Raw genomic sequence first — 20,916 nt, forward strand, 5'->3', positions numbered from 1 at the left:
GGCCTCCCTCATCATGGAACCGGGAGGGCTCCGCCGATGAACCGTGTCTTCGGGGACCGCAAGACGATCCTCATCCTCCTGCTGCCGCCACTGGCGATCTACGTCCTGCTCAAGGTCGTGCCGGTGCTGTGGTCGCTGGGGCTCGCATTCTTCCAGGGCAATACGCTCCGGGGCTTCGAGTTCGTCGGAGTGGAGAACTTCACGACTTTCCTCACCGACAAGGCGGCGCTGCAGTCCCTGTGGGTGAGCGTGAGCTTCGCGATCATCGCGACCCTCGCCCAAGTCGCCCTGGGTTACCTTCTCGCACTCCTGTACGTCTTCGTGCTCCGCAAGGGCTCGGCGTTCGTGCGCACCGCAGTCTTCTTCCCGATGGTGCTTCCCACCGTTGCGGTGGCGCTGCTGTTCCGCAGCTTCGTCGCGGTCGGCGACAACCAGGGCCCCGTCAACGACATCATCAACTTCTTCGGAGGCGAGAGCGTCGAGTTTATGGCCTCGACGGCGGGCACGATGTCGACGGCGATCGTCATGACGCTGTGGAGCTCGATGGGCTTCTACGCCGTGCTGCTGTACACCGGCCTCCTCGACATCCCCGACGAGATCATCGAGTCCGCGCGGATCGACGGCGCCGGGGGTCTGCGCCTCGTGCGTCACATCATCGTTCCCCTGTCGGCGCCGATCCTGCTCTCGTCGATCATCTTCAGCCTCAACTCGACGCTCAAGGTGTTCGACAGCCTGCTGGCCCTCAACAAGGGTGGACCCGGGACGTCGACCTCCCCACTGACCCTGTACATGTACCGGACCGCCTTCGAGTACGCCGAGTACGGCTACGGCTCCACGATCGCTCTCGTGCTGACGCTGCTGTGCCTCGTATTCACCCTGACCGTATTCAAGTCATCAAGCAAGCGTGTGGAGGACTGAGATGACCGCCACCCAGACCCTGACCCAGGCGCGGCCCTCGTCGCGCAAGGCGCCCCTCCGTAAGCTCCCCTCGGGGCGCCCGCAGCCGCTCGGACGCCGCGTCATGCGCATCGTCCGCCGTCTGCCGATCTGGATCCTCGTGACGATCGTGCTGGTCGTCGTGCTGTACCCGATGCTGTGGATGATCCTCGGATCGTTCAAGACGCAGACCGAGTTCTTCGAGAACTCGACGTGGGCGCTGCCCGAATCATGGAAGTTCGACAATTACGTTGCCGCGCTCACGCGCGGCAACGTGGCGACCAACTACCGCAACAGCATCCTGGTCACCTTCCCCTCGGTGTTCCTGATCATCCTGCTTGGCGTCGCCGCCGGCTACGTTCTCGAGGTGATGATCTGGAAGGGCCGCCACAAGGTGCTGCTCTTCATCCTCGCCGGCGTCATGGTGCCCGGCCAGATGATCCTGGTGCCCCTGTTCACGGTGTACTTCCGCCTCGGGCTCACCAACACGCTCTGGCCGCTGATCCTCACGTACACCGCGATGGGCCTGCCGCTGACGACCTTCCTCATGGCCGCGTACTTCCGGTCGATGCCGAGGGAGATCTTCGAAGCCGCGACGATGGACGGTGCCAGTCCGCTGCGCTCGTTCTTCGTTATCGCGCTGCCGCTCATGAAGAACGCGATGATCACGATCGGTCTCGTGCAGTTCTTCAGCGTCTTCAACGATCTGCTGATCGCGCTGACGTTCACGACCAGACCCGAATTGGCTACGATCCAGGTGGGCTTGCTCAGCCTGTCGGACGAGTACGGCTCGACCCAGTACGGGCCGCTTTTCGCGGCCATCAGCATCAACATCGTCGTGCTGATGATCGTGTTTGTGTTCTTGAACAAGAAGATCATGGCCGGCCTCGCCGCCGGCTCGGTGAAGGGGTGACCATGACGCGCATCGCGTTCCTGCACACCGGCGCGGTCAACATCGCACCGTTCGGGGCGCTCGCGACGGAACTGCTCCCCGGCGTCGCGGTGGTGAACTACCTCGACGACAAGATCGTCGCGGATCTCAGCGATGCCGCGCGGGTGGCATCCGTCCCCGGTCGCGTCGAAGACCTCGTGCGCGCCGCGGCGGCCGGTGGGGCGGATGCCGTGATGTTCACGTGCTCGTCGATCTCCGAGCTCGCGGCGCCTGCGGGCGCCGCGGCCGGGATCGTCGTGCTGCGGGTCGACGAGGCGATGGCGGATGCCGCGGTGCGCGCGGGATCTCGGATCCGGGTCATCGCGACCCTGCCCACGACCTGCCGGCCGACGCTCGCGCTGATCGAGGAGCGGGCCGCGGCTGCAGGCACCGGCCCGGAGCTGACGAGCGAAGTCGTCGAGGGCGCATTCGAGGCCATCGTGGGTGGTGACCGTGAGGCGCACGACCGGCTGGTCGGCGCCGCGATCGTGCGCGGCGCAGCCGAGGCCGATGTCGTCGTGCTCGCGCAGGCGTCGATGGCGACCGCGGCGGATGCCGTGTCCGTCGACGTGCCGGTGCTCGCAAGCCCCCGGCTCGGCGTGGAGCGGCTGGCCGCTCAGCTCTCGCACTGACGTCGCTCGACTGCGCGAGCGCAGAGCCCCAAGGCGTCACGCGTCGGCGAGGGCCTCTGCCGTGCGCAGATCGGTGATGAGCGTCGTCATCCACTGGCCCGCGAGGGCTCCGCGGATCGCTTCGAGCTTGTGCGGACCGCCCGCGATGCCGACGCGCCGCGGGATGCGCAGCAGCACGTCGACGGGGATCGCGATGATGCGGTCGTCGATCTCGCCGCGCACCTGCGTGCCGTCGGCGCGGAAGATGCGGTGGCAGATGTCGCCGACGGCCCCGGCCGCCAGCAGAGGCTGACGCTCCTCCTCCGTGAATGCGTTGCCGCTGTTGGCGAGCACGTGGGACGGCTCGATGCTGCCGATGCCCATGACGGCCATCGTCAGCTCGCTCCAATGCGTCTGCACTTGCTGCATCGCGGCATCCGCCAGCAGACTGTCGCGGATGGCGGGTCCTGCGACGACCCCGGGCGCGGGGACATAGACGGCTTCGGCGCCGAGCATGCGGGCGAGCTCGTCCAGCAGCCGGTTCGAGTGGCTCTGCGCTTCGGGCGCGCCGACGCCGCCGAGAAGCTGCACGACCTCGATCGCACCCCGTGTCGTGAAGGGGCGGAGGCGGTCCACCATAGCGAGGATCGTCTGGCTCCAGGACGACACTCCTATGCGGTCGCCGCCCGACAGCGTCGCCTCGAGATAGGCGGCGGCGCCAGCACCGATGGAGGCGAGTGTCTCGGCGTCGTCGGCCTCGGGATCGACATCCACGACGACCACCTCGGTGAGGCCGTAGCGTTCCTCGAGCTGTTCTTCGAGCTCGGTGTACACCCCCGGAGCGACGGTGACGGTGGTGCGGACGATCCCCGTCGCCTCGGCGCGCTTGAGCAGTCGTGAGACCTTGGCCTGCGAAATGCTCAGCGCCTCTGCGATCTCCGATTGTCGCGCACCGCGCTCGTGGTACATGCGCGCGATCTTGGTCATCAGGCGCACCTGACCGTCGTGGGGTCGGATGTAGCGATTCGGGGACAAGCGGGGCTCCGATCGTTCGGCGTCAGGAGGGGACGGATTCTCGACGGACTGTGCGGGAGTGCGTGCCTGGGCCGAGGTCTTCCGTGGCCTTTCCCTGGAGGTCAAGGATGCCACTCGAACCGGTCGGGATCACGATCTCCACGCGCAGCTCATCCGCCGTCGTCGTCCACGAGATGGATGCCTCACCGTACGGGGTGAGGTGTCGGGCCGATGCCGAGGTGAGCGCCGCAGACGGACGCGGCGCGAATCGGATGCGACGGTAGCCGGCCTCCTCCGGCGCGATGCCCGCAACGGTGCGGTGCAGCCAGTCGGCCACCGCGCCCAGCGCGTAGTGGTTGAAGGAGGTCATCGTGCCCGGATTGACGGTGCCGTCGGGCAGCATCGAGTCCCAGCGCTCCCAGATCGTGGTGGCCCCCATGCCGATCTGGTAGAGCCACGACGGGCACTCGCGCTCGAGCAGCAGGTTGTACGCGGTGTCCACGTGCCCGTTGTCGCTCAGCGCGCCCGCGATGAGCGGCGTGCCGACGAAGCCGGTCGCGATGCGGTTGCCCGCTTCGGCGACGAGGATGGCGAGCCGGTCTGCGGCGACCCGGCGGCGCGCGGCATCCGGGATGAGGTCGAACGACAGCGCCAGCGCATACGCGGTCTGCGCGTCGCTGGTCATGATGCCGTCGGCACCGATGTACTCCGCGGTGAAGGCGTTGCGCACCTCGGCGGCGAGGGTGGCGTAGTGCGCGGCCTCGGCCGGAAGCCCGAGACGCTCGGCCATCAGTGCGACGGTGCGTGCCGACTGCGCGAAGTACGCCGATGCGACGAGGTGGCGGTCGGTACGGGCATCCGCCGGGTCTTGCGGGGGAGCAGCAGGATCGAGCCAGTCGCCGAGCTGGAAGCAGGTGTTCCACAGCCGGCTCGGGCCGGACAGACGCTCGAGAAGGTCGACCCACTTGCGAGCACTGTCGAACTGCGCACGAACGAGGCCGAGATCGCCGTAGGCCTCGAAGAGCGTCCACGGCAGAAGAGTCGCGGCGTCCCCCCACGCGGCGCCTGGGCGCATAGGCGTCCACATCTTGTCGGCGGGGATCACGGGCACGTACCAGGGGACGGTACCGTCGGGGAGCTGTTCGATGGCGAGGTCTTCGAGCCAGCCGGACAGCATTCCCGAGACGTCGAACAGGAACGACGCGGTCGGTCCGAACACCTGGATGTCGCCCGTCCAGCCGAGCCTTTCGTCGCGCTGGGGGCAGTCCGTGGGGATGTCGACGAAGTTGCCGCGCGTGGACCACACGACGTTCTCGTGGAGACGATCGAGCATCGGGTCGGACGAGGAGAACCACCCGGTGCGCTCGAGGTCGGTGTGGTACACCCGTCCGACGATGTCCCCCGCCGCGACCGCTGCTGCGACATCCGTCGGCCAGCCCGACACCTCGGCGTAGCGGAAGCCGTGGAATGTGAACCGGGGCTCCCACTCCTCGCCGCCCGCGCGGCCGGAGAGCGTGTAGTTGTCCTCCGATCGCGCGTCGCGCAGCGGGCGCGTGTAGACGTCGCCATTTTGAAGCACCTCCGCGGTGCGGATGGTCACCGTCGTGCCGGCCTCGCCGGTGACGCGGATGCGCAAGCGGCCCGCGAAGTTCTGCCCGAAGTCGAGCACCGTCCGACCGGTCGGCGATGTCGTGACCGCGATGGGGTGCAGCTCCTGCGTGCAGCGCACCGGCGGACCCGTCGGGGCGACGAGCGTCGCACGGTCGCGGTGTCGGAGCTGCACCATCTCCCACGCGGCGTCGTCGAAGCCGGGGCTGCTCCAGCCGTCGAGCTCGAGGCGCGCGTCGTAGTCCTCGCCGTCGTAGATGCCGCTGCGCAGGATCGGGCTCGGCGCGACGCGCCAGTCGTGGTCGGTCGCGATGATCTCGCGGGTGCCGTCCTGGTAGGTCAGCTCCAGCTGCGCAAGGAAGGAGAGATCGTCGCCGTACACATTGCGCCAGCCCCCGCGCCAGCCGAGGCGTCCGCGGTACCAGCCGTCGCCGAGCCACGCGCCGAGCGCATTCTCGCCGGTGACGAGCAGGTCGGTCACATCGTAGGTGTAGCACCGCAGGCGCGAGCCGTAGACGGTCCAGCCAGGGGAGAGTGCGTCGTCTCCGACGCGGACGCCGTTGATCTCAGCTTCGTAGAGGCCGTGCGCCGTCGCGTACAGGCGGGCCCTCGCGAGACCGGCTCGCACGTGCACGCCGCGGCGGACGAGCGCCGCGCGCCGAGCATCCGAGGCGGGGTTCTCGTTCCAGGTCGCGCCGATGGGCCATGCCTGCCAGTCGTCGGTCGACAGCAGGCCGGCTTCGAGCGCGGTTTCGGGTGAGGCATCCGACCATTCGCCGTCCTCGCCACGAACGCTGACTCGCACGCCCACGCGTTCTCGGGAAGCGAGGGAGGCGAACGGCCAGGCCACGAGCACCTGCTCGTCGGATTCGACCTCGTGGGAGAGCGCGCGGCCGTCATCGGCGCGGACGTCGATCCGGTACGCGCTCTGGCGCCAGTCGTCGGGGGTGTCGAGGATGGTCCACGACAATCGGGGCGCGCGCTCGCCGATGCCGAGCGGTTCGCGGTGGTGCTCGATCCGCGGAGCGGTGACGGTCGTCATCGAGTCTCCCCCTGAAGCTTGTTTCACTATAGAATCATTATGCAATCTACCGTCCGGAGGGGCGGAACGCGAGAGCAGGGGTTCAATGACGAGCAGCAAGTCCATGACGATCGGCGTGACCGGCAGCGGCGGCAAGCTCGGGAGGGCGACGGTCGACAGGCTGCGCGCCGACGGTCATGACGTGATCGGCTTCGACACGAACGGCATCCCAGGTGCGGGATTCACCCGCGTCGACCTCGCCGACTACGGCCAGACGCTCGACGCCTTCCACGGCGTCACCGCCCGCCACAGCGGGCTCGACGCGATCGTGCACCTCGCGGCGATCCCCGTGAACGGACTCGTGCCGGATGCCGCGACCTTCGACAACAACGTGCGTGTCTCTTTCCACGTGCTGCATGCCGCCCACCGCGTCGGCATCCGCAGCATCGTATTCGCATCGAGCATCACCGCGATGGGGTTCCCGTTCGACGAGGCTCCGCCGAAGCTCCCCGTGGACGACGACTACACGAGCGCCAACAACACGTACGGCCTGGGCAAGGTGGTCGAGGAGGCCATGGCCGCGCAGCTCGTGCGGTGGACGCCGGATGCCTCGATCACCGCGCTGAGATTCACCAACGTCGTCGCGCCCGACGAGTACGCCACCTTCGATCGCGCGGCCGAACCCGACTACCGCCGCGACCTCATCGGATCGTGGATCGACTCCCGCGATGGCGCGCAGGCCGTGGCCCTCGCGCTCGCCGCCACCGCGCCCGGCTTCCGCGTCTACAACGTCGCGGCTCCGACATCCGGAACCGCCGCCCCGTCGCGCGACGTCGCCGAGCGCTGGTTCCCCGGAACCCCCGTAGCCGATGACCTCGGCGAGTTCGAGTCACTCATGTCGACGCGCAAGATCCAGCGCGAACTCGGATTCACCGCCGCCCACGACTGGAGGACCGCACGATGACGGCCCATCCCCGCCATCGCCCGTTCGAGCTCGTGCTCGAAGGGCCCGAGGAGGTCATTCCGGCGACCACCGTGCCGTTCACGACCGTGTTCCGCCTCGGCGAGCAGGACCTGCGCGTTCCCGGATTCTGGGACGGCGGCCGTCGCTATGTCGCACGCTTCCTCCCCGAGCAGGAAGGCGCGTGGGCGTGGCGGACCGAGAGCGCGGCATCCGAGCTCGACGGACTGACCGGCTCCCTCGAGGTACGGGGCTCTGCGGGACCCGGCACCGTGCGCGTCGCGCACCGATTCCACTTCGCGCACGCCGATGGCACACCCCACCGTCCGGTCGGCGCCACGGTGTACAACTGGCTGCATCAAGACGAGCCCCTCTACTCGCAGACCGTCGAGGCGATCGCGGACGCCGGCTTCACCAAGCTGCGGTTCATGGTCTTCCCGCAGGCGGGCGGGCACGTCGAGCACTTCCCGACGCTCCTCCCCTTCGAGAAGGATGCCGCCGGTCGCTGGGACGTCTCTCGTCCCGTCATCGCGTTCTTCCGCCGACTCGACGCCGCCGTGGCGCTGCTCGGAGAGCGTGGCATCCAGGCCGACGTGCTCCTCTACAACTCTTACGACGGCGGGCGGTTCGGCCTGGACGGGCTGACCGAAGAAGAGGATGGCGCGTACCTCCGCTACGTCGTCGCGCGCCTGTCGGCCTTTCCCGGCGTCTGGTGGTCGCTGTGCAACGAGTTCGACATCCTGGACCGTCCGCGCGAGCGTTGGACGCGTACCGGCGAACTGCTCGCCGAGATCGACCCGCACCGACACCTGCGCTCCATCCACAACTGGATCGAGCTCTACGACTACAACCAGCCGTGGGTCACGCATGCCTCGATCCAGAACGGCCACGTCACGACCGAGTTCGGGCGTGCGGGACTCTACCGCGACGTGTACGGCAAGCCGGTCGTGCTCGACGAGATCAAGTACGAGGGCGATACGCCCGAGCGCTGGGGGCACCTGAGTGCACAGGAACTGGTCCACCAGTTCTGGATCGCCACCGTTTCGGGCACCTACGCCTCGCATGGGGAGAGCTTCGTGCTGCCGGACGACGGCCTGCACATCGTGCAGGGCGGGCCGTTGCGCGGTGAGTCGCCCGCCCGTCTCGGTTTCCTCCGCGAGGTGCTCGACGAGCTGGCGATCCCCGGCCTCGACCCGATCGACAAATGGGACGACCCCGAGTACGTGGCCGGTGTCGCGCGGCGCCAGTACCTGCGGTATTTCGGGCGTTCGGCGCCGGCCGAATGGGCGTTCCGGCTGCCGCAATCGACCATGGTCGGCGAGCGGATCCAGGTCGGCGATGCGTTCGAGATCGACGTGATCGACACGTGGAACATGACGATCACGCCTGTCGGACGTCGCTTCGTGCTCGACGACGTGCAGCGCAACGAGGGCTTCGCACGGTCTTCCGGTGCCGTGGCGCTCCCCGAAGGCGAGGCCCTCGCCCTGCGCATCACCCGAGTGGCCTGATGGCGCGGATCGGCACAGCCGTCGGGCTCGGCGTCGCCTACTACAACGAGTACCTGCCCGATCCGTCTCGCCTGGAGGAGGACCTGCGGCTGATGGTCGCCGCCGGCATTCGGTGCATCCGCGTCGGCGAGTCGGTGTGGTCGACGTGGGAACCCGAGGACGGGCGGTTCGACCTCGAATGGATGACGCCGATCCTCGATGCTGCGCACGCTTTCGGCATCGAGGTCATCCTCGGCACCCCGACCTACGCTGTGCCGCCGTGGCTCGCTCACGCGCATCCGGAACTCGCGGTGCGCAGGGCTGACGGCTCACCGGTGCCGTGGGGTGGGCGCCAGGAGGTCGACTACACGTCATCGGTGTTCCGCACCTACGCCGAGCGCGTCATCCGGGCTGTCGTCGGTCGGCACGGGCGGCATCCCGCAGTCGTCGGAGTGCAGCTCGACAACGAGGCAGGACTGCACCTCATCCACAACGCCGATGTCGTCGCGGCGTTCCGGGAGTGGCTCGCGAAGAGGTATGGCACCCCGGAGGCGCTGAACGAGGCGTGGGGGCTGGCCTACTGGTCGCACCGCATCGCGTCGTGGGATGAGCTGTGGGCGCCCGCCGGCAACACGACGCCGGCCTACGCGCTCGCATGGCGCCGATTCCAGGCGGAGCAGACGACGGACTTCCTCGCATGGCAGGCCGTGATCGTGCGTCCGCTCGTCGCTGCGGAGACCCTGCTGACGACGTGCATCGCCTACGGGCGTCCGGCCATGGATGACGTGGCCGTGGGGGAGACGCTCGACATCGCGAGCGGCAACGCGTACTACGCGGCGCAGGATTCGCTCGACCTCGCCCACACCGCCGGCGCCGACGACTGGTTCGCCGACGACGTCGCGCAGATCGTGCTGATGGCCGATCGCATGCGTGCGACACGGGATGCGCCCTTCCTGGTGACCGAGACGGGAGCGACGTCGATCGGCGCCGCGCATGAGGCCCGGCCCCCGTATGCCGGTCAGCTGACGCAGGCGGCCTGGCTGCTCGCCGCCCGTGGGGCGCGACTCGTCTCGTACTGGCATTGGCACACCCTGCACTCCGGGCACGAAGTGCACTGGGGTGGGGTGCTCGGGCACGACCTGAAGCCCGGCCGCGTGTACCGAGAGATCGCCGCGCTCGGCGCGCAGTTCGACGCTGCGTCGTCGTGGCTCTCCGGTGCCGAGGCCGACGCGGACGTCGCGATCGTGATCTCGCACGACAGCGAGTGGGTGATGTCCGCAGAGCCGCCGCTGTGCCGTCCCGACGGCAGCGCCGACCCGCACGCGTACGGTCGGATCGTGCAGGCCTTCGCACGCGGGGCGGTCGATGCGGGGCGCCAGCTCGCCGTCGTGAACGAGCGACAGCTCCCCGAAGCCGCAGCCCTGCTGGGGCGGTACGCGACCGTCATCGTGCCCGGGCTGGTGGCGGCATCCGATCGCACCCTCGCCGTTCTCGCGGACTACGTGCGCATCGGGGGCACGCTCATCGTCGGGCCTCGCACCGGCTTCGGCGACGACGAGGGTCGGGTGCGTTCAGCGGTGGTGCCCGGCGCGCTCGCCGAGGTGCTCGGCGCGTCATACGCCGAGTTCGCGTCGCTGCGCGCCGACATCGTGATCGAGGGTCTGGGCGGCGGGATCGCCCAAGGGTGGATCGACTCCTACGAGCCCCAGGGTGCCGAGGTGCTCGCGCGGTATGCGCATGCGCACTACGGCGCGTGGGCGGCGGTGACCAAGCACGCGTTCGGGGACGGCATCGCGTATGCGGTGGGGACGCTGCCCGACCGCGCGCTGATGGCGCGGATCGTGGCGGATGCCTCCCTTCCGCGCGTCGATTCGCCGCTGCGTCATCGGCCGGCGAGCGTCACGGTCCACTCGCTGCGCGGGCCGCGCGGACGCGTATGGGTCGTGCACAACTGGTCGCCCGAGGAGGGCGAGATCGTGATGGCGCGCACCGTCGTGGACGTTCTGGCCGAGGACGCACCGGTGCGGGCGGGTGAGGCGGTCACGCTACCGGCCTGGAGCGTGTCCGTGTGGGGCGAGATCTCTTCGTGAGCGCTGTGCGTCGCTGAGCGCGCGGGTCAACCCCTGGCGGGGAGATCCACGTGCAGCCAGGTCAGGGGCCCGAGGTGCACGCCGGCATGGCCGGTCGGGGTCGTGATGCGCAGTGTGCGACCGACCGAGTCCATATTGGAGACGAGCACCCGCTCGGCTCCGTCGTCGCTCCGCGCGCCGATCGCCCACACGAGACCGTCCGGGCTGGCGCCGTGCAGCGACGCGCGACCCGAGAGCTCGGCGAGGGCCCGCATCGCCGCAGCCACGGGGCGTTCGGCGCCGGACTCGTCCCGGATGCCGCGGGGGCCCCATTCCTCGAAGAACGTCAGCGTCGCAACTCCCGGCACCGCAAGGGCCGCAGCGCTCGCGATCGTCCAGGCGGCGAGCTGCTCGGCATCCTGACGCGGATCGGTGAGCTCGAGCAGCGCCGGACCATACCCGTCGCGGAGATCGTCGGCGGCCGGACGCGGTGGGGGAATGGTTGCGACGTCGTTGAAGTGCGGACGCAGCCCGATCGGCCCGATGTGCACGGGCACGCCGGTTCCCGACGGATCTGTCTCCCCGCGCGCGGCGTCACTGACCGCAGCCGCGATGACCACACCCTGCTCCGCGACCAGCCGCTGCATCGCCAACGACTCCACGAGCTGCTCTGTGCCGAGGCTGTGGAACAGCGGCGTTACGCTGAAGACGATCCCGTCGAGGTCGCGCGGCAGCCGGTGATGCTCGCGGTTGAGCTCGGTGAAGTGCGAACGGGCTCCGCCCACGACCTCGGTCGAGACGCCGGCATGCGCGAGTGCGCTGCGCAGCGCCGCGATGGCCGAGGCATCTGAGACATGCCGCGACGCCCCCTCGGGCGGGAACGCCGTGACGCGCACGACGTCGTGCCCGCGCAGCGCGGCGACCCCGGTGGTCAGCGCGTCGTCGTCGGCGAGCACGAAGCGCACGTCGAGGGGAAGTCCGGATGACGCTGCCCGGCGCAGTGCGGCACGCCAGTTGCGCGTGGCGAGGTCGAGTTCGACGAGCACAGCCGATGCGGTCGGGTCGAAGGGCGGGGCGGGGTCGGGGGCCGTCGAAGCCGCGACGGCGAGCGAGGGGAAGGCGCCGCCCGCGACGAGGTCGATGCGTTCCGCCGCGGGAGCGGGCGCCGTGGCATCCGTCGGCTCGACATCGATCTCGAGGGTCTGCCGCACCTGATCGCCGGCGTCGAGGGGGTAGGGGAATGGCAGGGCGAGAGGGCGACTGTAGGTCTTGAACGAGGCGTCGGTCCAGTTGCGCTGGTCCTCCATCTCGAACACGTCGCCCTCGAAGCTCATACGCACTCTCAGGCCGTCATGCTCCCAGGCGAGGGCGGAGATGCCGCGCACCGGCTGATGTGGACTGATCGCCCGCGGGAACGCGGTCGACTCCACGTCGCCCTCGGGGTGTACGACCTCCAGCGTTGCGCCGGCGAGTGCGGGAGGATGCAGCACCACGAGACCGGTGCGGTTGGTGTCGAACGGATGCTCCGACTCGAGATCCGCGATCACCACGAACCGCGAACCCCGCGCCTCGACCCGCATGACGCCTCGAAACGAGGAGCCGAGACCGACCGAGCGCACGTGCAGTGTCACGGTGGCATCGGTCTCGCGCACGCGATCGACGATGAGCGGTGCGGTGTCCCAGTTGCGGTCCCGCACGACGGCCCGCGCGGCGCGCAGCACGATGCGTCCGTCATACGAGATGTCGGCGATCTCGTCGTCGCGGAGCTCGAACGACCACGGCCCGCCGCGCCAGGGTCGCGACAGGCGGTGCGTCGAGTCCCAGGCCGTGCTCACAATGGGCCCTATCGCTTGATCTCGTCGAGGTGGAGCATGCGCGCGAGGTTCTTGTCGAGCTCGTCGTCGCGGAAGACCTTCTTCCAGTCTTCCTTGATGATGCTCTCGCGCCCGTAGTCCATCGCGATGAGACACGCGTCGCTGAAGGGATTATCGCCGCGCAGTCCGTTGGCCAGCGCCACCTGGGTGTGCCCGTAGAGGATGCTGCGTGCCGCCGCCTCCGGCACCCCCATCGTGTCGACGGCCTCGGATAGTGCCTCGTTGAGGAGGGAGCCGATCATGCAGGCGACGGTCTCGACCAGCGTTGGCTCAAGCTGGGCGAGCTGCTTGATCGTGACCCAGTGCACGTCGATGACGGGGGCGTAGATCGCGCGAACGGTCGCCTCGACGATGGCCTTCTTGGCCTCGTCGCCGGATTCGATGGCGGCGATGGCATCCTGGGGAGCGGCGATGCCGCCGAACGTGTCAGCCCACTGCTCGGGCGTCTCGCGTTGCAGGAAGATCGACGGATGGCACGGGTGCGCCACGGCTTGGATGACGTCGTCACGCGTCGTGAGGAGCCCTGCGTAGGCGGCGGCGGGGTCGAGGGTCAGCACGATCGCGCCCGCCTTGAGCTGCGGCACGAGGTCGGCGGTGACGGGGCCGAGCGCGAGGTCGGGCACCGCCAGGACGACGATGTCGGCATCGGCGACCGCGACGGTGGCGTCGGTCAGCTCCCGACCCGCGTCGATCGTGCGCTGCTGCCCGGCGGGGGAGTTCTCGACGTAGCGCACCTCGTGGGCGGTCGTGACGAGGTTGTCGGACACGCGCATGCCCATCTTGCCGCCCGCGCCGACGACGGCGATCTTGTAGGACTCGGTCACAGTGTGCTCCTGAGGTATTCGAGGGTGGTGCGGGTCCATTCCCGCTCGGTCTGGATGGTGCTCTCGCCATCCCCTTGCCAGGGGAGCCAGTGCTCGACGATCTCGTTGACGCCGCGCTCGCGCGGGCGGACGGTCTCGAGCAGGTGCGGATAGTCGTGCAGGCCGGTGCCCATCGGAGCTCCGGAGTAGGTGAAGCCGACCCAGCCGGGCTGGCGGGAGAACGCGAAGTCCTTCACGTGCACGTTCTTGACGAGGGGCGCCGTGAGTTCGACCGCGTCACGCGGCAGCTCGAGCCGCGCCGTGACGTTGGCTGGGTCCAGGCACACGCCGAGGCAGTCGCTGCCGACGCGCTCGATGACCGCGACGAGGCCGGAAGTCGCGACCTGTTCGTATGTCTCGAGGGCGAGCGTGACTCCGGATGCCGCATATCGCGGCATCGCGGCGCTCAACCACTCCACGGCTTGGCCCCGGGTCGGACGCGAATCGGGTCCGTAGAGCATGCTGCGCACGAGCACGGCGTCGAACGTCGCGGCCAGCTCGAGGAAGCGGGCGAGCCGTCCGGGCTCGATGCCCTTCGTGCCGAGCTCGATCGTGAGGCCGAGGTCGCGCGCCGCCGCGGCGGCGTCGCGCAGTTCGGCATCCGTCATGCGCTCGAGGGGATCGAAGTCGCAGATCTGGAACAGGTCGACGCCGAGCTCGCGCGTCGCGCGGAACGCGTCGGTCAGCGAGAGGGGTTCGAGCGCGCGGTCGGAGTGCTGCCAGAAGAACGCGTACGTGCCGAGACCGATCATGCGTCGGGCCCCGTGCGTGCCGGGGCGAGGGCGGCGGCTTCGTGGAGGACGGCGAGGAGATTCGCAGGGTCGTGGGCGAAGCGGCCGAGGAATAGCCCGTCGACCGAGCCGTCGAGGCGCCTCAGCAGGCCGGGGCCGGCGGAGCCGCCATAGACGACGGATGATTCGGCTCGGTCCGGGAGGGTGTCGAGCTCGGCGCGGAGCGCGCGGGCGACGGGGATGATGTGGTCGGGCCCCGCTGGCTCGGCCGCGCCGATCGCCCAGACAGGTTCGTAGGCGACGATGACGCGTCCGTCCGGCGCGGAGGCGAGCGCCGAACGGAGCTGGTCGACCACGACGGCAGCAGCGTCCGAGGTCTCGTGCATCTCGCCGAGGCACAGCACCGGAGTGACGCCGTGCGAGAGCGCGGTCGCCACCTTGGCCGTGACGACGTCGTCGGTCTCGGCGAACAGACGGCGGCGTTCGGCGTGGCCGATCTCGACCACTCCGATGCCGATTTCGGCGAGTTCGGCGGCGGAGACCTCGCCGGTGTAGGCGTCGGGCTCGAACTGCGAGACATCCTGCGCTCCGATCACCACAGGCGTTCCCGCGAACGCGTCGACGGCGCCGACGATCTGCGGGAAGGTCGGGATGACGAACAGCTCAACGCTGCCGTCGGCCACGGCGGGGCAGATGCCGACGAGGTCCGCGACGCGCGTGCACCACTCGATCGCCTGACCATGCCCGAAATAGGTCTTCAGGCTCACTCCGACCGTGACGCGTGCCATCAGCAGGATCCGGTGGCTTCATACTGTCCGATGGCGGCGACCTTCTGGGCCGATGCGGACGTCGGGTCGAAGCGATAGGTCAGCCACTCGCGCACCAGGCGGCGGGCGAGTTCAATGCCGATGACGCGTTGGCCCATCGTCAGCACCTGGGCGTCGTTGGAGAGCACGCCGCGCTCGACTGAGAACGAGTCGTGTGCAGTGACGGCGCGGATCCCGGCGACCTTGTTCGCCGCGATCGCGACGCCCAGGCCCGTGCCGCAGATGAGCAACGCGCGGTCGGCTTCGCCGTTGGCGACGAGTTCGGCCGCGGCGATCGCCACGCGCGGGTACGCGGCGTGTCCGTCGGCGCCGACTCCGACATCCACCACCGAAGCCACGAGGTCGTGGACCTCGAGATCGCGCTTGATGACTTCCTTGTAATCGAATCCAGCGTCGTCGCTGCCGATGACGAGGCGCAGGGGCTCGGTCATGATGCGGTCCTTTCGGTCATCGCGACCACATCGGCAACTGCGGCCACGATGAGTGCGAGGGAATGGGCGCCGGGATCGGGGATGCCCACGCTGTTCTGGCCGTGTGCACGCGCGCGTCCCATGCGGGGGAGGAGGTCGGCAGTGGCGGCGGCGGCGGCGGTGGCGACGACGACGGCGGCGCGCCAGCCGTCGGCGAGCGACGCGCCCGCATCGACGGCCGAGGTCAGTGTCGAGGCGAAGGGCACGAGCACGTCGACCATGGTCTTGTCGCCGACTTCGGCCTTGCCATATGACATGACCCCGGTCGCGCCCGCCTCGACGCCCGCTGCGATGTTGGCGGCCGACGGGCGGCCCACATCTCCCAGGTGAGCGGCGAGGGCGGAGAGGATGACGCCCCACAGGGCCCCGGAGGTGCCGCCTGCGCGGTCGGACCAGGCATTCGCCGCGCGCTCCATCACGGTCCCAGCACCAGCGCCCGCGGCGGCCGCGGCCCGGGCCGCGGCGAGGGCGGCGCGTGAGCCTCGTTGCATGCCGATGCCGTGGTCGCCGTCGCCGGCGATCGAGTCGAGCCGGCCGAACTCGTCGACGTTGGCGTCGATCGTCCCTTCGAGCACTTCGAGCACCGACACAACTGTCGCTGCGCACGTGCGCGACGTGGCGTCGCCCGGCGCGATCACAACGATGTCCGCGGTCGGTGCAGAAGCATCTGACCGCACCTGAGGGGCGACCGACCCGCGTCGGTAGGCGGGAGTGTCGACGGGGGTGTCCCAGAGGCGCTCGAGTTCGTCGTCGAGCCAGAACAGGGTGAGGGAGGTGCCGGCCATATCGAACGAGGTGCAGTACTCGCCCACGTGCGGGTCGACGAGCTCCAACCCTGCGCCCTGCAGCAGTTGGGCGATGCGTCGGTAGACGACGAACATCTCCTCGTACTTGAGCGATCCGAGACCGTTCAGAATCGGCACGACCCGCGTGCCCGCACCGTCGGGGCGCTCTTCGAGTAGCCGCGAGACGAGCAGTTCTGCCAGACCGTCGGCGGTCGGAATGTCGGTTTCGTCGATCCCGGGCTCTCCATGGATGCCGAGTCCGACCGCCATGCGACCTTCGGGCACCGAGAACAGGGCGCGGTCGGCGCCGGGAAGGGTGCACCCGGTGAATGCGACTCCCATCGACCGGGTGCGCTCGTTGGCCTTGGTGGCCACAGCCGTGACAGCCGCCAGGTCGTATCCGGCCTCGGCGGCGGTCGCTGCCGTGCGGAACACCGTCAGGTCGCCGGCGATACCGCGACGCTTGTGTCTCACCGCGGGCTGCGCGCTGAAGATGTCGTCCGTCACGGCCACCGTCTCGCACGCGATGCCCTCGGCGCGGAGTCGGTCCTGTGCCGCATCGAAGTTGAGCACGTCGCCGGCGTAGTTGCCGTATGCGAAGAACACGCCACCGCCGTTCTCGGCCGCCTTCGCGACCGCGAACACCTGCTGCGTCGAGGGCGAGGCGAACAGATTTCCCATTGCCGCCCCATGCGCGAGCCCGGGTCCGACCAGACCGCCGAACGCGGGGTAGTGGCCCGAGCCGCCGCCGATGACCACGGCGACCTGGCCTGCGGGGGACCGTGTCGCGCGCACCACGCCGCCGGTCACACGACGCACCGAGCGGGAATGCGCTGCGACGAAGCCGTCGATCATCTCGTCGGCGAAGTCGCCCGGGTCATTCCACAGTCTGGTCATGGTCGATCGACCTCCTCGTCTTCAGGAAGTTTGGCAAACCGGTTGACCACTTGCAAATTAGATCGGGCGGTGGCGCCGGCCCCGTTGCCGCGGGCCGTGGATGAGCGCACCCAGAACGCGCGGAGGTCGTCTTCGTAGAAGCCGATCTTGCTATCGTCGTTGAAGAGGACCCTGCCCTGTGCGCGCAGCACGTTCTCGAAGTTCACGAGGCGGGTCGAGGGGTCCACTCCGCCCCAGACATCCGTGCCCGCTGCCGCGCCCGCGGCGCTGACCTCGGCCATCCACTCGCAATAGTCCTCCCAGGTTCCGCCGTCGAACGCCTCCACGCCGAGGCTGTCGAGTGTCGTGGTGTTCTGGAAGAGGCTCCAGGCGTTCGTGGAGGGGGGAGGCCGGTGATGACGCCATCGACGACACCCGATCCGAGCAGCTGCGCATCGATCGCGTCGGTTGCGATCTAGGCGAGGTCGATCGTCACGACGTCGGGCAGGCCGGTGCCCGCTGCCCCGATCTGACGCTTCTCCCAGTAATCCTGGGGCGCGAGGAAGATGACCTTGATGTCGATGTTCGTATGCTGGCTCTCGAACTCGGCGATCGCCTCGTCGTAGAGCTCTGCGCGTACGTCGTTACCCAGAACGTGAACGAGATCGAGACGTCCTCGTCGGCGTCGGCGGTCGTGGAGGCCGCCCGGGGCGGAGCCGCCGGCGCAACCGCCGAGAGCGAACATCGCTCCCAGGGTGACGGCGGCGAGCGCCGTGGTCGTGCGTGCTGTTTTCCTGAACATCATCGTCCCTTGTCTTCGGCATTCACAGAGGAGTGAGAAAACGTTTCCAGAGTGACCTCAGGCAAACCGGTTGACCGAAGGCGAGCGGAATGCCGCACGCGAGGTAGATTGTGCGCATGCCCGCATACCCTGGCGACGGTTCCGACGCGATCGCGGCCGCGCTGGGCGCCCTGCCCGCGGGCACACCCGTCTCGGAGGTCGCACGACGGCTGATGGACCTGTTCACGAGCGGATCGATCGAGCCGGGCACGCGCCTGCCCCCGGAACGTCAGCTCGCGACCACGCTCGGCGTCGGCCGCTCGGCCGTGCGCGAAGCGCTCGCCGCGCTCGAGATCCTCGGCATCGTTGACGTGCGCCCGGGTTCAGGCACCTACCTGCGCGGCACGGCGAGCGAGCTGCTCCCTCAGACGCTGCGCTGGGGCCTGCTGATCGGGCCCCGCAAGACCGGGGAGCTGCTCGAACTGCGTGCCGGGCTCGAGATCTACGTCGCGCGGCTGGCCGCAGGGCGGGCCGAGGCGTCCACGCTGCAGGAGATCGGCGCCGCGCTCGAGCGCATGCGGTCCTCCGTCGGCGATCTGTCCGCCTTCGCGGAGGCCGACCTCGACTTCCACAACGCGCTGGCCGCCGCCGCTGGCAACGAACAGCTCGTGGACCTGCTGCACGTCGTCCGGTCGCTGCTGCAGGTATACGCCGACCGTGCCGTGCGGGACGAGGCCGAGGTGCGCACCGCCATCGACGAGCACGACGCGGTGGGCCGGGCGGTTCGTGCCGGTGATGAGGATGCCGCGGCTTCGGCGATGGCTGTGCACATGGCGACGGCTGCCGCCCGACTCTCTGCCGAGACGGTGTAGCCCAGCCAGGAGTGGGCGTCGCGTCAGCCGCGCAGTGCGAGGGCGAAGGGGAGCACCGCCGCCGCCCCGGCCCGGCGCAGCTCGCGTGCGGCGATCGTCAGCGTCCATCTGCTGTCGACGAGGTCGTCGACCAGGAGGACCGGCGCGGCGGGAACATCGAGACCAGCGGCGCTGAAGCGTTCCCAGACGCCGGCGAGCCGGAAGGCGCTGTTGCCTCCCGGTGCGCCGATCGGACCGCCGTCGACGAGATCGAGGGTGCCCAGAAACGGCATGCGGCCGATCTCGGCGATGCCGCGGGCCAGCGTACCGACGAGCTGCGGCTTGGATCGTGACGGCATCGCGACCACGGCGACCGGACGCTCGGCCCAGCCCCAATCGGCCAGCACGCGCACGCAGGCGGCCGCCACGTTCGGCGGCACCGGCGCATCGGCGGCGCCGGCCGCGAACATCTCGCGCAGTGTCCCACCCCACCCGAGGTCGGTGAGCCGCGCGAGCGCCCGTCCCGCGTCCGACTGCTCGTCGGCGGGGATGCGACCGCGCACCGGCACGCCGAGCGAGTCGGCACCGGTGGGCCACTGCCGACGGGGTTCGATCGGCACACCGACCCGGTCGAGTGCGGCGGAGGCCGCCTCCGTCGCGTCCTTTCCGATCCCGAGCGGAAACCATGCGCCGGCGCAGTTGTCGCAGCGACCGCACGGGGTCGCGGTGTCGTCGTCGAGGGCGCGCTGCAGGAACTCCATGCGGCATCCGCGGGTCTGCTCGTAGTCGATCATGTGCTGCTGCTCGGCGAGGCGCTCGGCGGCGATACGGCGGTAGCGGTCTTCGTCGTACGTCCACGGCTGGCCGGTCGCGATCCAGCCGCCCTTCGTGCGGGCCACCGCGCCGTCGACATCGAGCACCTTCAGCAGCAGCTCCAGCGGAGTGCGCCGGATGTCGACCAGGGCTTCGAGCGCCGGCGTCGAGAGTGGCCCACCCGAGGCGGAGAGGGCCGAGAGCACGCGCTCGGCCCGTTCTCTGTTGGGCATGGATGCCGTGGCGAAATAGTGCCAGATCTCGCGGTCTTCGGCGCCGGGGAGCAGGAGCACGTCGGCAGACGCCGTGGCGCGCCCCGCGCGCCCGACCTGCTGGTAGTACGACACCGGCGACGACGGTGCCCCCAGGTGCACGACGAAGCCGAGGTCGGGCTTGTCGAATCCCATACCGAGGGCGCTCGTGGCGACGAGCGCCTTGACCCGGTTCTGCTTCAGGAGTGTCTCGGCTTCCTCGCGGTCGTCGGGATCGGTCTGCCCGGTGTAGGCGCGCACGTCGTAGCCGCGGTCGCGCAGCAGCCGGTCGGTGTCGTTCGCGGCGGCGACGGTGAGCGTGTAGATGATGCCCGATCCCGGGAGATCGGCGAGGTGGCTGATCAGCCACGCGAGGCGGCTGGGGGCGTCCGGAAGTCGCAGCACGCCGAGCCGCAGCGACGTGCGGGCGAGGGGGCCGCGGATGACGAGGACCTCGGGCGAGTCCGTGCCCTGGTCGAGAGCGCCCAGCTGCTCCGCGACATCGGCCACCACACGGCTGTTGGCCGTCGCCGTCGTCGCCAGCACGGGGACGCCGGCGGGGATGCTGGCGATGAGGTCGCGCAGTCGTCGGTAGTCCGGGCGGAAGTCGTGCCCCCAGTCGCTGATGCAGTGCGCCTCATCGACCACGAGCAGGCCGATCCTCGGGACCAGCTGCGGCAGTTGCTCCTCGCGGAACGACGGGTTGTTCAGGCGCTCGGGCGACACCAGCAGCACGTCGACCTCGTCGCGGTCGAGCTGTGCGAGCACGTCGTGCCACTCGTACGCGTTCGTCGAGTTGATCGCGACGGCCCGCACGCCCGCACGCCGTGCCGCGGCGATCTGGTCGCGCATGAGGGCGAGCAGCGGCGAGACCAGGATCGTCGGCCCCACCCCGCGTCGGCGCAGGAGCAGAGTCGCCACGAAGTACACCGCGGACTTGCCCCACCCGGTGCGCTGCACCACGAGCGCGCGGCGGCCGCCGTCGACGAGTGCCTCGATCGCCTCGAGTTGCCCGTCGTGGAACTCGGCGTCGTCACGGCCGACGAGGGCGTGGAGCACGTCGAGTGCCTGGGCCCGTGCCGTCGAAGTCATGGGCTCCACCCTGCCTCATGCCACCGACGCCGTGGACCCCCACCCTGCGCCGGCCGCGCCGTAG

18 protein-coding genes are annotated in these 20,916 nt (G+C 69.5%); 7 read left to right on the top strand and 11 right to left on the bottom strand.

Annotation, left to right across the window (positions count from 1 at the left end):
• The first annotated feature begins 36 nt into the window (after nt 1–36).
• Genes ACFVR6_RS02350 through ACFVR6_RS02360 form a run of 3 tightly spaced genes read left to right on the top strand, consistent with a single transcriptional unit; the run spans nt 37 to nt 2,499 of the window.
• On the top strand, nt 37–918 hold the full coding sequence (locus ACFVR6_RS02350) for a carbohydrate ABC transporter permease (RefSeq protein WP_386958441.1): 882 nt from the start codon (nt 37–39) through the stop codon (nt 916–918).
• A gap of 1 nt (nt 919) precedes the next feature.
• The gene (locus tag ACFVR6_RS02355; protein WP_386958443.1) at nt 920–1,849 is read left to right on the top strand and encodes a carbohydrate ABC transporter permease; all 930 of its coding nucleotides are present in this window, start codon (nt 920–922) and stop codon (nt 1,847–1,849) included.
• A 2-nt stretch (nt 1,850–1,851) separates the two neighbouring features.
• Nucleotides 1,852–2,499, top strand: a complete 648-nt coding sequence (locus tag ACFVR6_RS02360) for an aspartate/glutamate racemase family protein (protein ID WP_386958445.1) — start codon at nt 1,852–1,854, stop codon at nt 2,497–2,499.
• A gap of 36 nt (nt 2,500–2,535) precedes the next feature.
• Here the strand turns inward: ACFVR6_RS02360 and ACFVR6_RS02365 are convergent, their stop codons facing one another.
• Together ACFVR6_RS02365 and ACFVR6_RS02370 are read right to left on the bottom strand one after the other, a co-directional pair.
• Nucleotides 2,536–3,465 (bottom strand): sugar-binding transcriptional regulator, encoded by a 930-nt coding sequence (locus ACFVR6_RS02365; protein ID WP_386958447.1) that lies wholly within the window; start codon nt 3,463–3,465, stop codon nt 2,536–2,538.
• A gap of 70 nt (nt 3,466–3,535) precedes the next feature.
• Nucleotides 3,536–6,142 carry a family 78 glycoside hydrolase catalytic domain gene (locus tag ACFVR6_RS02370; protein WP_386958449.1) on the bottom strand — a complete coding sequence of 869 codons (2,607 nt, stop codon included), beginning with the start codon at nt 6,140–6,142 and terminating at the stop codon, nt 3,536–3,538.
• An 85-nt stretch (nt 6,143–6,227) separates the two neighbouring features.
• Between ACFVR6_RS02370 and ACFVR6_RS02375 the strand changes: the two genes are divergently transcribed.
• The 3 genes from ACFVR6_RS02375 to ACFVR6_RS02385 are packed head-to-tail and all read left to right on the top strand — an operon-like array spanning nt 6,228 to nt 10,659.
• A complete protein-coding gene (locus tag ACFVR6_RS02375) occupies nt 6,228–7,085 on the top strand; it encodes an NAD-dependent epimerase/dehydratase family protein (RefSeq protein WP_386958451.1) in 858 nt (285 codons plus the stop codon).
• Entirely contained in the window at nt 7,082–8,590 is a 1,509-nt protein-coding gene (locus tag ACFVR6_RS02380; RefSeq protein WP_386958453.1) for an apiosidase-like domain-containing protein, read from the top strand. The genes ACFVR6_RS02375 and ACFVR6_RS02380 overlap by 4 nt, the downstream gene beginning before the upstream one ends.
• Complete coding sequence (locus tag ACFVR6_RS02385) at nt 8,590–10,659, top strand: beta-galactosidase (protein ID WP_386958455.1); 2,070 nt, start codon at nt 8,590–8,592, stop codon at nt 10,657–10,659. The genes ACFVR6_RS02380 and ACFVR6_RS02385 overlap by 1 nt, the downstream gene beginning before the upstream one ends.
• A gap of 26 nt (nt 10,660–10,685) precedes the next feature.
• Here the strand turns inward: ACFVR6_RS02385 and ACFVR6_RS02390 are convergent, their stop codons facing one another.
• The 8 genes from ACFVR6_RS02390 to ACFVR6_RS02425 form a co-directional block, all read right to left on the bottom strand.
• A complete protein-coding gene (locus ACFVR6_RS02390; RefSeq protein ID WP_386958457.1) occupies nt 10,686–12,473 on the bottom strand; it encodes a hypothetical protein in 1,788 nt (595 codons plus the stop codon).
• Nucleotides 12,474–12,481: 8 nt separating this feature from the next.
• Nucleotides 12,482–13,375 carry a phosphogluconate dehydrogenase C-terminal domain-containing protein gene (locus tag ACFVR6_RS02395; protein ID WP_386958459.1) on the bottom strand — a complete coding sequence of 298 codons (894 nt, stop codon included), beginning with the start codon at nt 13,373–13,375 and terminating at the stop codon, nt 12,482–12,484.
• Nucleotides 13,333–14,127: a sugar phosphate isomerase/epimerase family protein gene (locus tag ACFVR6_RS02400; protein WP_386958461.1), complete on the bottom strand. Its 795-nt coding sequence runs from the start codon at nt 14,125–14,127 to the stop codon at nt 13,333–13,335. The genes ACFVR6_RS02395 and ACFVR6_RS02400 overlap by 43 nt, the downstream gene beginning before the upstream one ends.
• Nucleotides 14,124–14,894, bottom strand: coding sequence for a triose-phosphate isomerase family protein (locus ACFVR6_RS02405; RefSeq protein ID WP_386958463.1), 771 nt, complete (start codon nt 14,892–14,894; stop codon nt 14,124–14,126). The genes ACFVR6_RS02400 and ACFVR6_RS02405 overlap by 4 nt, the downstream gene beginning before the upstream one ends.
• Nucleotides 14,894–15,364 (bottom strand): ribose-5-phosphate isomerase, encoded by a 471-nt coding sequence (locus ACFVR6_RS02410; RefSeq protein WP_386958465.1) that lies wholly within the window; start codon nt 15,362–15,364, stop codon nt 14,894–14,896. Before ACFVR6_RS02410 ends, ACFVR6_RS02405 begins: the two co-directional genes overlap by 1 nt.
• Nucleotides 15,361–17,085 carry a dihydroxyacetone kinase family protein gene (locus ACFVR6_RS02415; protein ID WP_386958466.1) on the bottom strand — a complete coding sequence of 575 codons (1,725 nt, stop codon included), beginning with the start codon at nt 17,083–17,085 and terminating at the stop codon, nt 15,361–15,363. The genes ACFVR6_RS02410 and ACFVR6_RS02415 overlap by 4 nt, the downstream gene beginning before the upstream one ends.
• Nucleotides 17,082–17,411 (bottom strand): hypothetical protein, encoded by a 330-nt coding sequence (locus ACFVR6_RS02420; protein ID WP_386958468.1) that lies wholly within the window; start codon nt 17,409–17,411, stop codon nt 17,082–17,084. Before ACFVR6_RS02420 ends, ACFVR6_RS02415 begins: the two co-directional genes overlap by 4 nt.
• Nucleotides 17,412–17,539: 128 nt before the next feature.
• Complete coding sequence (locus ACFVR6_RS02425; protein ID WP_386958470.1) at nt 17,540–17,866, bottom strand: hypothetical protein; 327 nt, start codon at nt 17,864–17,866, stop codon at nt 17,540–17,542.
• Nucleotides 17,867–17,982: 116 nt separating this feature from the next.
• Between ACFVR6_RS02425 and ACFVR6_RS02430 the strand changes: the two genes are divergently transcribed.
• Nucleotides 17,983–18,717, top strand: a complete 735-nt coding sequence (locus ACFVR6_RS02430) for a FadR/GntR family transcriptional regulator (protein ID WP_386958471.1) — start codon at nt 17,983–17,985, stop codon at nt 18,715–18,717.
• Between the two features lie 23 nt (nt 18,718–18,740).
• Here ACFVR6_RS02430 and ACFVR6_RS02435 read toward each other — a convergent pair whose 3' ends face one another.
• Entirely contained in the window at nt 18,741–20,852 is a 2,112-nt protein-coding gene (locus ACFVR6_RS02435; RefSeq protein ID WP_386958473.1) for a RecQ family ATP-dependent DNA helicase, read from the bottom strand.
• Between the last annotated feature and the right edge of the window lie 64 nt (nt 20,853–20,916).

It is taken from the genome of Microbacterium sp. NPDC058021 (assembly GCF_042885955.1).
Classification (GTDB): domain Bacteria; phylum Actinomycetota; class Actinomycetes; order Actinomycetales; family Microbacteriaceae; genus Microbacterium.

Excerpts from the sequence above, each read along its gene's own strand:
- ACFVR6_RS02425 (WP_386958470.1), bottom strand. The coding sequence starts at position 17,866 with ATGTTCAGGAAAACAGCACGCACGACCACGGCGCTCGCCGCCGTCACC.
- ACFVR6_RS02385 (WP_386958455.1), top strand. The coding sequence starts at position 8,590 with ATGGCGCGGATCGGCACAGCCGTCGGGCTCGGCGTCGCCTACTACAAC.
- ACFVR6_RS02395 (WP_386958459.1), bottom strand. The coding sequence starts at position 13,375 with ATGGACCCGCACCACCCTCGAATACCTCAGGAGCACACTGTGACCGAG.
- ACFVR6_RS02400 (WP_386958461.1), bottom strand. The coding sequence starts at position 14,127 with ATGATCGGTCTCGGCACGTACGCGTTCTTCTGGCAGCACTCCGACCGC.
- ACFVR6_RS02355 (WP_386958443.1), top strand. The coding sequence starts at position 920 with ATGACCGCCACCCAGACCCTGACCCAGGCGCGGCCCTCGTCGCGCAAG.
- ACFVR6_RS02430 (WP_386958471.1), top strand. The coding sequence starts at position 17,983 with ATGCCCGCATACCCTGGCGACGGTTCCGACGCGATCGCGGCCGCGCTG.
- ACFVR6_RS02365 (WP_386958447.1), bottom strand. The coding sequence starts at position 3,465 with ATGACCAAGATCGCGCGCATGTACCACGAGCGCGGTGCGCGACAATCG.
- ACFVR6_RS02370 (WP_386958449.1), bottom strand. The coding sequence starts at position 6,142 with ATGACGACCGTCACCGCTCCGCGGATCGAGCACCACCGCGAACCGCTC.
- ACFVR6_RS02350 (WP_386958441.1), top strand. The coding sequence starts at position 37 with ATGAACCGTGTCTTCGGGGACCGCAAGACGATCCTCATCCTCCTGCTG.
- ACFVR6_RS02375 (WP_386958451.1), top strand. The coding sequence starts at position 6,228 with ATGACGAGCAGCAAGTCCATGACGATCGGCGTGACCGGCAGCGGCGGC.
- ACFVR6_RS02360 (WP_386958445.1), top strand. The coding sequence starts at position 1,852 with ATGACGCGCATCGCGTTCCTGCACACCGGCGCGGTCAACATCGCACCG.
- ACFVR6_RS02380 (WP_386958453.1), top strand. The coding sequence starts at position 7,082 with ATGACGGCCCATCCCCGCCATCGCCCGTTCGAGCTCGTGCTCGAAGGG.
- ACFVR6_RS02405 (WP_386958463.1), bottom strand. The coding sequence starts at position 14,894 with ATGGCACGCGTCACGGTCGGAGTGAGCCTGAAGACCTATTTCGGGCAT.
- ACFVR6_RS02415 (WP_386958466.1), bottom strand. The coding sequence starts at position 17,085 with ATGACCAGACTGTGGAATGACCCGGGCGACTTCGCCGACGAGATGATC.
- ACFVR6_RS02410 (WP_386958465.1), bottom strand. The coding sequence starts at position 15,364 with ATGACCGAGCCCCTGCGCCTCGTCATCGGCAGCGACGACGCTGGATTC.
- ACFVR6_RS02435 (WP_386958473.1), bottom strand. The coding sequence starts at position 20,852 with ATGACTTCGACGGCACGGGCCCAGGCACTCGACGTGCTCCACGCCCTC.